At 44.2% G+C, this 9,080-nt stretch carries 7 protein-coding genes; 2 read left to right on the top strand and 5 right to left on the bottom strand.

From position 1 onward, the window contains the following. Nucleotides 1–74: 74 nt before the first annotated feature. The 5 genes from HUU58_13800 to HUU58_13820 are packed head-to-tail and all read right to left on the bottom strand — an operon-like array spanning nucleotide 75 to nucleotide 5,713. Nucleotides 75–1,328: a DUF2029 domain-containing protein gene (locus HUU58_13800; GenBank protein ID NUN46745.1), complete on the bottom strand. Its 1,254-nt coding sequence runs from the start codon at nucleotides 1,326–1,328 to the stop codon at nucleotides 75–77. Continuing rightward, a complete protein-coding gene (locus HUU58_13805; GenBank protein ID NUN46746.1) occupies nucleotides 1,318–2,502 on the bottom strand; it encodes a glycosyltransferase family 9 protein in 1,185 nt (394 codons plus the stop codon). The genes HUU58_13800 and HUU58_13805 overlap by 11 nt, the downstream gene beginning before the upstream one ends. 37 nt (nucleotides 2,503–2,539) lie before the next feature. Beyond that, nucleotides 2,540–3,361, bottom strand: a complete 822-nt coding sequence (locus tag HUU58_13810; GenBank protein ID NUN46747.1) for a class I SAM-dependent methyltransferase — start codon at nucleotides 3,359–3,361, stop codon at nucleotides 2,540–2,542. 4 nt (nucleotides 3,362–3,365) lie between these two features. Beyond that, nucleotides 3,366–4,805, bottom strand: coding sequence for a B12-binding domain-containing radical SAM protein (locus tag HUU58_13815; GenBank protein ID NUN46748.1), 1,440 nt, complete (start codon nucleotides 4,803–4,805; stop codon nucleotides 3,366–3,368). Next, a complete protein-coding gene (locus HUU58_13820) occupies nucleotides 4,802–5,713 on the bottom strand; it encodes a hypothetical protein (GenBank protein ID NUN46749.1) in 912 nt (303 codons plus the stop codon). Before HUU58_13820 ends, HUU58_13815 begins: the two co-directional genes overlap by 4 nt. Nucleotides 5,714–5,912: 199 nt before the next feature. On the opposite strand from HUU58_13820, the gene HUU58_13825 reads away from it, so the two are divergent. Together HUU58_13825 and HUU58_13830 are read left to right on the top strand one after the other, a co-directional pair. Next, nucleotides 5,913–8,378, top strand: a complete 2,466-nt coding sequence (locus HUU58_13825) for a leucine--tRNA ligase (protein ID NUN46750.1) — start codon at nucleotides 5,913–5,915, stop codon at nucleotides 8,376–8,378. After that, complete coding sequence (locus HUU58_13830; GenBank protein ID NUN46751.1) at nucleotides 8,375–8,953, top strand: hypothetical protein; 579 nt, start codon at nucleotides 8,375–8,377, stop codon at nucleotides 8,951–8,953. The genes HUU58_13825 and HUU58_13830 overlap by 4 nt, the downstream gene beginning before the upstream one ends. Nucleotides 8,954–9,080 lie beyond the last annotated feature (127 nt).

Genomic DNA, 9,080 nt, shown 5'->3' on the forward strand with positions numbered 1-9,080 from the left:
TAATCGTAAGCTTGTAGTTAGAAACTTTAAATCAAAAATCATGCTATGGTCGGGCTATTTGTCTATAACGTTATTCATGTTTTATATCTAGGTTCAGAATTTGAATATAACGATTCTACGGAATACCACGCTTGATGTATTGTAAGAGCGAATAGGGCTGTCGTCGCATATAGACGCGGATAACCCAAAGCGGCCCACAGCCCATCAGGTTTTAAAGTTATGATCTGATGAATGGGGAAGTAGCTTATCATAAGATAGAGACATCCCGCCGCGAGTTTAGCCCGCGCCGAAAACCAATTTTGAAAAAAAATAAAAGCTAAAGGAAAAACTAGCAGAACGAAATGGTATGTTGCCGACGCAGGCAGTAAAGTAAAGATGGCTAACCAAATTACTACAAGCATTTTATCATCTCGATGTTCGCATCGAGATTTGTACAATTTAAATAACACAACTACAGTTGTTACGAAGATGATTCCGTGTAGAAGGTATTTTATAACATGAGCTAATATAGGTAAGTCCAGAAGAGGATTGGCGTTATAATCGGGATGAAAAACGAAAAGATAATGCAAAACCCCCGTCCATGCCTGATAGGCGATGGCGTATGGAGTTCCGGAAGGGATTTCTGCTGCAAGGTGATTAAGAAATATGTTCCGAAAAAAAGATGCATTCAATGTATAACCGAAAACTAAAATTTGAATTATCATGCACACAATGATGCTTATGCCCATAGCGCTGACGGCCTTATAGCGTCGCTGCAGTAATAAGAATGGAATAAATATGGCCGTAAAATATTTTATCATAGCGGCTAGGCCGAGCAATAAACCGGTTAATATATTCCTATTATATTTGAGCAGCATATAACTACCCATACAAATCAAAAGAAGTATGATGTACAACTGTCCGGCTCGAAAATTATTGATCAGTCCAAAACCTGAAGCAAGTACCAAAATTCCTGAGGTAAGAAACGATTGATGGAAAAGTCGCATTAGCCAGAAAACAATCATTCCAAGAGCAACGAGATTAACTATAATCCATATATTTTTAGCTGTTGCCGCTTCGAAATTAACGAGCGGAGTCATTACAAAAACTGTTAATGGCGGAAATTGAGAAAATCTTCCGGAATTAAAACCATGCTCGGTTAATTTTTTGTCAAACCACTGATCATCATAAAAATATTCGGCCGGATGCCCTTCGTTGTATAATTTAGCGGCCAAATAATAATTTGGAAAATCTCCATGAACGTCATTCCATGAAACCCATATGCCGCGCCAAAAAAACAAAGACGCCAGCACAACAAACGTAATCACTTGGCTACGCTTAAGATTCACTGCGCGGTATCTCCAATGAAGGATTTTTAGAAAAGTAGCTATTGAGTGTTTCATAAACCTGAGATACGGAGATATTTTGCATGCATGCGCATTGACGGTAGCAAACGATTTTTTTATCGTTATAAATCGAAATACACGGACTGCAATATTCGTTAGAGCTTAAAGCTGATTGATTTACTCCTACCGGTCCGTATAAAGCCGGGGTTTCCGGGCCAAAAAGACCGACCGTCGGAGTGTTCGATAAAGTAGCTAAATGCATAGGCCCGGAGTCATTCGTAACCAGTGCAATGGCCTTGCTCAGCATATACGATGTACCGGCAATAGTAAAGTGGCCGCACGCGCTAATCATTCGGGCCGAAGATACCATCGCACAAAGCGTTTCAACGCGTTGAATATCTTCTGTTCCGCCTATGACAATAATGACACACTCTGGTTCGACAGCAAACCATCGTTTCGCTAATTCTGCAAAACGCTCCAGTGGCCATTGTCGTTCAGGTGCCATACTGCTGGTATTAGGGTTAAAAACGATAAACCGGTTAATACCTCGTGTTTTTAGGAAAGCATCCACTTTGGATTTCTCGCCATCCTCAGCAACACACGGAATAAGTTCGTCGGTATGTATCGTAAATTTTACCGCTTTTAGCGAATCCATGAAAATTTTCGAAATATGGCGTGTTTCGGAATAAGGTATAGTTATATCAAAAATATTTTTGGCACTGCCGGACGGATTGAAACCTACGAGAAAACTACGGTATGACCAAAAACTTAGCATTGCGGTAAACCGCGATGCAAACTCGAAATCAAACACAATATCCGGCGGTTGTGCGCGCAAGAACGACATAATTTGGTACAAAGAACGGATCGCCTTGGGCAACGAATTTAAATCGAAATACATAAGTTGATTGATCCATGGACCGGGAGCGTACAAGCTTTGGTTTTGTTTAAGTGTGATTAACGTGATGTGTGCTTCGGGGCAATTCAGTCGCATATTACGGATAGCGCTACTACCAAGAATCACCGAACCCATACCCCACATTTTAATAATGACAATACGCCGTATCTCATTTGGCAATGGGCATGTTTTTTTTCGGAAGCGACTAATAACCGACAATATTCGACACAACGGTTTCCCGAACTTACGATCAATCCATCGAGCGGTACGTATCGTGATCATTCTTTTACAATACTTCGAATTAAGAAATCAGAGCCTGTCATGATACGTTTCTCGTCTTTTTTTGAAATGTCCATATCACGTGATCGGCCCAATGATTAAGTGGCCACGATGTTGAATACCCTTCCTCAGCTCTTTTCAGATAAGCGTATATGTCCGGATGAGAAACTGCAAAATCCATACGATGGGGAGGCGGCACTAGGGCGCCTAAACCTTCGGACTGACAAAGTTGATATCCGTCACCCAAAGCTTTTTGCACGTCGGAAACATTGAAATAGTAACATTGGAAATAAATACCCTCGACATGTGCACGTGCGCCACCGCGATGCAGGCGTCGAAAGGCATACCTCAGATGGCCTTTGAGTGCAGCGGCTATTTCCCATGGTGAGATTTTGGGCATGATCACCCATGTCAGGCGGCCGCCGGGTTTGAGCAAATCGTCTATATGTTGAGTTACAAGTCTGAGATTGGGTGCGCAATTGAGTCCTCCGAAATTGGAAAAAATATAATCGAAGGGGCCGTTGGAGATACGGTTTAATTCCGTATAAGATAATTGTTCTATCGTTATACTGTTTTCCAAATTTGCAGCGGTAATTTTTTTTCTCATCTGACGGATCATACCTTCGGAAAGATCCGTAGCATGCACGGTACATCCGTATTGTGCAAAGCGCATCGCATCAATACCGGTTCCCGCGTTGATTTCCAGTACCCGTTCTCCCGGTTTTAAAAATTCAAAAACGTGATTGTATACACGTTGTCGCATCCACAATAATATCGGGTTCGATTGGTCATACGCGTCGTACCCCTCAGACTGCCGCGAGAACGCTGTGTTGATATCGTCTAATGAATCGGTTGGTATCATATAATCATTTCGGATCGGTCGGGTTCAATGGCCTCATTCTTGTCAGTTGAACGTACGGGCCGTATATCAAATACTTGATTAAATAATACACGGCATGGATACATCGGTGCCATGGACCACGTTTTAAAAAAAGTCTAAGCCGATATTCTGCATGCACAAAACGATGCAGTGCTTTGTAAAAAGATTTGGAATACGTTCCCTCAAACATCATATCCAAATCATCGGAATCAGACCAATTATGCTTTTCTTTCAATTCATTGCGTACGCGTTCATAAAAAGGAGTACCCGGCAGAGGATACGATACAGATATGCCGAGTTCATCGGGAAGATTTTGGCGTATCATCGCACGTGTCGCATTGATATCATTCCACGATTCACCGGAATAACCGAACTGGATAAAGTATGCCGTTTCGATGCCCGAGCGACGAAGATTTTGTGTGGCCTCGTCAATCTGTGTACGTTGTACGCCCTTATCCATGGCGTTCAATATTTTTTGCGAACCGGATTCGGCTCCCAACCAGACGGTACGACAACCCGATTCACGCAGTGCGCTGATCGTATTGCCGCGCAACAGTAAGTCAGCGCGACTGAGGCATTTGTACGGCAGATGGAGGCGGCGTTGTTGTAAAGCGACAGCAAAGCTATCGAGCCATCCCGGCTTCAATCCGAAAATGTCATCCGTAATCCATATATGATCGGCACCATACCGGTGATGCAGGCGATAAAATTCGTCGGCAGTTGACTCGGCTGATCGTGCGTGATACACTTGCCCATATATCGGTTTGGCGCACCAGTTGCAGTGATACGGACATCCGCGGGACGTCGTGACGTTCATGGAAAAATATCCGTGATGCCGCTTCCATTCGTTTTGATACGAAGCGATATCTACTAAGGTAAAATCCGGTGCAGGCAATTGGTCAATATTCAAAGTTGCATTACGTCGGCCCGGATGATCGGATGGTGCTATATCGCGCCGGAGGAGACCGGATACTCGGCGATCACCGCGCCGGACATCATCGTGATGTACGATATCGGATATCACGGATTCACCTTCACCGATGATGACCCCGTCGGATCCGTTATTCAAATATAGCGGGGCATGGTCGGTCGCGTCCGAACTATACACGAATACGGGGATTTGGTGTTCGGTCGAACGGCGGATCATATAGAAAGCCGCTTGACGCATATTGGTAAGGCACATCTTGGTGAGATAATTGAACTCATCATCATAGATAAAATGCAAATCAGGCCGCCATGATGCTATGGTTTGATCAAACGATTTCATGTCGCGTGAGAACATGCCGTCAATGATACGCACATCATGCCCTTCATTACGTAACATCGCAGCGGCTATGAGTGTTCCCAGCGGTGCATACGGCATGTGACGTTTCTCTTCTTTAGGGTCGAGATAACGTTGGTAGGATTGAGTAAAGAGTATTTTCATCCGGCTAAATTTTGTTTACGCTGAAGGCGCTGCTCAATATGAGCCTCAATAAGTGCGCCGTAATCAATATTCCATCGGGACGATGCCTGATCGGTCGTTGAAAAAAGCTTGTCACGCTGGGATTGTTGAAGCTCGGGATGCCGCCATTTCCATATCTTATCCCAGATACGCCGTAGGAATGTATCCATACCGGGAATCACCAGAGGAAAACAAACCCACTCCAAAAAACGTTGTACGTAAGAAGGGTTGGCCTCCGATTTTGACGGATGCGAAGGAAATTTCCAATTGGGTAAAAAGTCATGTATCCATCGGTTGTTTTCCTGAAAGCGATCCAATGCTTTAGCATTCCATAGCATTTTGACGGTGGCGGTTTCGTATGCCGTATAATAGCTTTTAAATGGTATCTCCAAACCGTCTTCTGCCAGTATGTAATTCACGCAAAAGTTATCATTATCGTTAAGCAGGAAAATCTTTTTTATTACGGTAAATAGCGTGCGTACAAGCCATACACGTCCGTGAGGAACAATAATCAGATAATCGATATCATCGCTGGCATCCGCTACGTTTTTTGATAAACTGCCGGTTAATAACACTCCGCGTACAAACGGAATGAATGCCATCCAACGTGCAATACGTTCTGCTTTAGCCTTGAGCGGCGCGGCGCGTTTCTCGTCTTCCAAACGTTTGTTGACGATATCTGTTGTGTGATCAGTAAAACAATAGTATCCGTCGCGGCAAATGATTTCTCCCTCCGCACACCACTGATTAAGTGCTGCTTCCAGTTGTTTGGTGTCACGGCAGGGGACGGCAAGCATACAGCGAATTTCTTCGGAAGTCAGTGGATACTTGAAATAGTCGCAGTAGGCGATAACGCGTACTATGGCGTCAGAAACAGATTGGCTCATCATGTACCTGTGTTGTATAAAACAGAAAGAGGGCGATTAAGTCAAGAACGGTGTCGCAACAATATTTCTAATTTTGAATGGTAATGCAAATAAAATTTACACGTACACAAAACAGTGTATTTCGCGGTTTATTTTATTATTCGATTGAGTAATTGATTTTCGGTTTATATTATTACGCCATTCATTTATTGCAGGAAAAGAAATGTCCACATCTTCTTCAAACGATCAGATCGCGGCGAAATACGACTTCACTAAAATCGAAGCCAAATGGCAAGCTTATTGGAATCAGCATAAAACTTTCCGTGTGACGGAAGACCCCAAGTTTCCCAAAGAAAAACGATTCTACGTTTTAGATATGTTTCCTTATCCGTCAGGTGCGGGATTGCATGTAGGTCATCCGGAGGGTTATACAGCGACCGATATCCTTGCGCGATACAAACGCATGAAAGGGTTCAATGTACTCCATCCGATGGGTTGGGATGCATTTGGATTGCCGGCCGAGCAGTATGCGGTAAAAACCGGTGTGCACCCGGCCATCACAACCAAACAAAATATAGACACCTTTCGCCGTCAGCTCAAAATATTCGGTTTCTCATACGATTGGGATCGTGAAGTCAATACGACCGATCCGCATTATGTCAAGTGGACGCAGTGGATATTTCTTCAATTGTTTAAGAAGAACCTCGCTTATATCGCTGAAGTACCGGTCAACTGGTGTCCGGAACTCGGTACCGTACTGGCCAATGAAGAAGTACCGGAACAAATCGAAAAAGGTTTTACTGTCGTACGAAAACCCATGCGCCAATGGATGCTCCGAATTACGGCGTATGCGGATCGTTTGCTGGAGGATCTCAATTTAGTGGATTGGCCTGAAAGCATCAAAGAAATGCAACGCAATTGGATCGGTCGCAGCGAAGGTGCCGAGATTCATTTCCGCATCAAAGATCACGACGGGGATATCAAAGTGTTTACGACACGACCGGATACGATTTTTGGTGCGACCTATATGGTGCTCGCACCGGAACATCCGCTGGTTGAAAAAATAACAAGTGCAGAACAGCGTAATGCGGTGGAAGCTTATCGCAAACAAGCCGCTTTGAAAAGCGATATGGAGCGTACGGAGTTAGCCAAAGATAAAACCGGGGTGTGGACCGGTGCGTATGCGATCAATCCTGCCAACGGTAATCCGATACCGGTATGGATTGCAGACTACGTCCTGATCAACTATGGTACCGGTGCGATTATGGCTGTACCGGCGCATGACACACGCGACTGGGAATTTGCAAAAAAATTTGATCTTCCCATCGTCGAAGTCGTTAAAGCGGCGAAAAACGTACAAGAAGAAGTGTACGATAATAATACGGATAGCGTCTGTGTGAATTCTTCCAATGCGGAAGTATCGATCAACGGAATGAATTATAAAACCGCATTTGATACGATCGTAGCTTGGATCGAAAATAAAGGTATCGGTAAGCGCACCATTAACTATAAGCTCCGCGACTGGCTTTTCTCGCGTCAGAGATATTGGGGTGAACCTTTTCCCATAGTTCACCTTGAGGATGGCCGTATCATGCCGTTGGATGAATCCGTTTTACCGTTGAATCTTCCGGAAGTACAGTCATATAAGCCGGCCGGTACCGGCGAGTCACCGCTTGCGACGATGACCGATTGGGTGAACATAACCATGGATGGAAAATCCGCGCGTCGCGAAACGAACACCATGCCGCAGTGGGCCGGTTCTTGCTGGTATTATCTTCGTTATTGTGATCCCCATAACGATCAAGCATTTGTGGATGCGGAAAAAGAAAAATATTGGTTGCCTGTTGATTTGTATGTTGGTGGCGGTGAACACGCCGTGCTGCATCTTTTATATGCGCGCTTTTGGCATAAAGTGCTTTTCGATTTGAAATTGGTTTCTACGCCGGAACCTTTTATGAAACTTGTCAATCAAGGTATCATTTTAGGTGAAGATTCACAAAAAATGTCCAAATCCCGAGGCAATGTCGTCAATCCCGATGATGTTATCGCGCAATACGGCGCCGACGCCATGCGGCTTTACGAAATGTTTATGGGGCCGTTGACACAGACCAAACCCTGGAGTACACGCGGTGTCGAGGGTGTGTACCGTTTTCTTCAGCGTACATGGCGTCTTTTTGTGGATGAGCGCGACCAACTGTCGTCTAAAGTGCAGGATGTCGAACCGACGCCGGATCAGTTACGCGTTTTGCATAAAACGATCAAAAAAGTACAAGATGATATCGAGGCGCTTAGTTTTAATACGGCAATTGCTCAAATGATGATATTTGTAAATGAACTTACGCCGTCGGACGTGCGGCCGCGAAAAGTTATAGAACCGTTTTTGCTTTTGTTGGCGCCTTTTGCTCCGCATATTGCGGAGGAATTATGGTCGCGTCTTGGGCATACAATGTCACTCACCTACGAGCCATTTCCCGTTTTTGATCCCGCATGGACGGTGGAAGATACGGCTACGGTTGTTCTTCAGGTCAATGGAAAATTAAGGGATAAACTTGAAGTGAAAAAAGGTTTGGATAAACAAACCTTAGAGACCATGGCTAAAGAAAAACTTGGACATTGGGTTGCCGGAAAAGAAATTGTTAAAATAGTTGTGGTACCGGATAAATTAGTCAATGTGGTGGTGAAGGGATGAGTTTGAGATTTCCACTATTTGTTTTTTTAGTTCTTCTGATCGCGAGCTGCGGGAAGAAAAAAACGGATGAATCACAGCTTGGTCAAGATAGTGCATCCACAGCGGTACAACCGATCAACTACGATATTCCTATTGAAGCCGGTCGTCCTGTTACTTCGGTAAAAGAGTTACCTTTTAGAGATCAACTCCTCGCTTTCAGTATTGAATTAGGCAATCGGAGTAAAGATTTCAATCAACGGCTTGGGCTCATACTTTTTGCCAAACGTTCCGGCGAGCCGTGGCGCGAGGCGGTGCGAAACAATATTGCACGGGAAAATTATAGAAATGCCGAAATGTACCATACAGCTTATCTGGATAGTCTTCGCGGGGTTATTCGCCCGACCGATGCCGCATTAAAATCGTCATACAACGAATTGCTCATCGCTCATAAACGCTGGCTCAACAATTACCAGATACTTCGCGACCATGAGAAATTTGAATCCATGATCGCTGTGCTGGACACGGTCTTATCCAATGAAATGGCAATCAACAAAGCGCTAAAGGATTTCAAAAATACGATTGATACAAAGCCGTGATGGATGCGTGAAATAGAGATATTGATAGTGTGTCGTCCTAGAAAAAGTACACAGTTTTTTAGTTAGTGATTTATTCCGTTAAATCGGTGTAGGCATGCCTACACCGATTTTTTGTCCATAAAATTCT

It is taken from the genome of bacterium, assembly GCA_013360215.1.
GTDB lineage: Bacteria > CLD3 > CLD3 > SB21 > SB21 > JABWCP01.

Bases quoted from the DNA above. Each gene is read 5' to 3' on its own strand.
- HUU58_13815 (NUN46748.1), bottom strand. From the start codon at position 4,805: ATGAAAATACTCTTTACTCAATCCTACCAACGTTATCTCGACCCTAAA.
- HUU58_13820 (NUN46749.1), bottom strand. From the start codon at position 5,713: ATGATGAGCCAATCTGTTTCTGACGCCATAGTACGCGTTATCGCCTAC.
- HUU58_13810 (NUN46747.1), bottom strand. From the start codon at position 3,361: ATGATACCAACCGATTCATTAGACGATATCAACACAGCGTTCTCGCGG.
- HUU58_13805 (NUN46746.1), bottom strand. From the start codon at position 2,502: ATGATCACGATACGTACCGCTCGATGGATTGATCGTAAGTTCGGGAAA.
- HUU58_13825 (NUN46750.1), top strand. From the start codon at position 5,913: ATGTCCACATCTTCTTCAAACGATCAGATCGCGGCGAAATACGACTTC.
- HUU58_13830 (NUN46751.1), top strand. From the start codon at position 8,375: ATGAGTTTGAGATTTCCACTATTTGTTTTTTTAGTTCTTCTGATCGCG.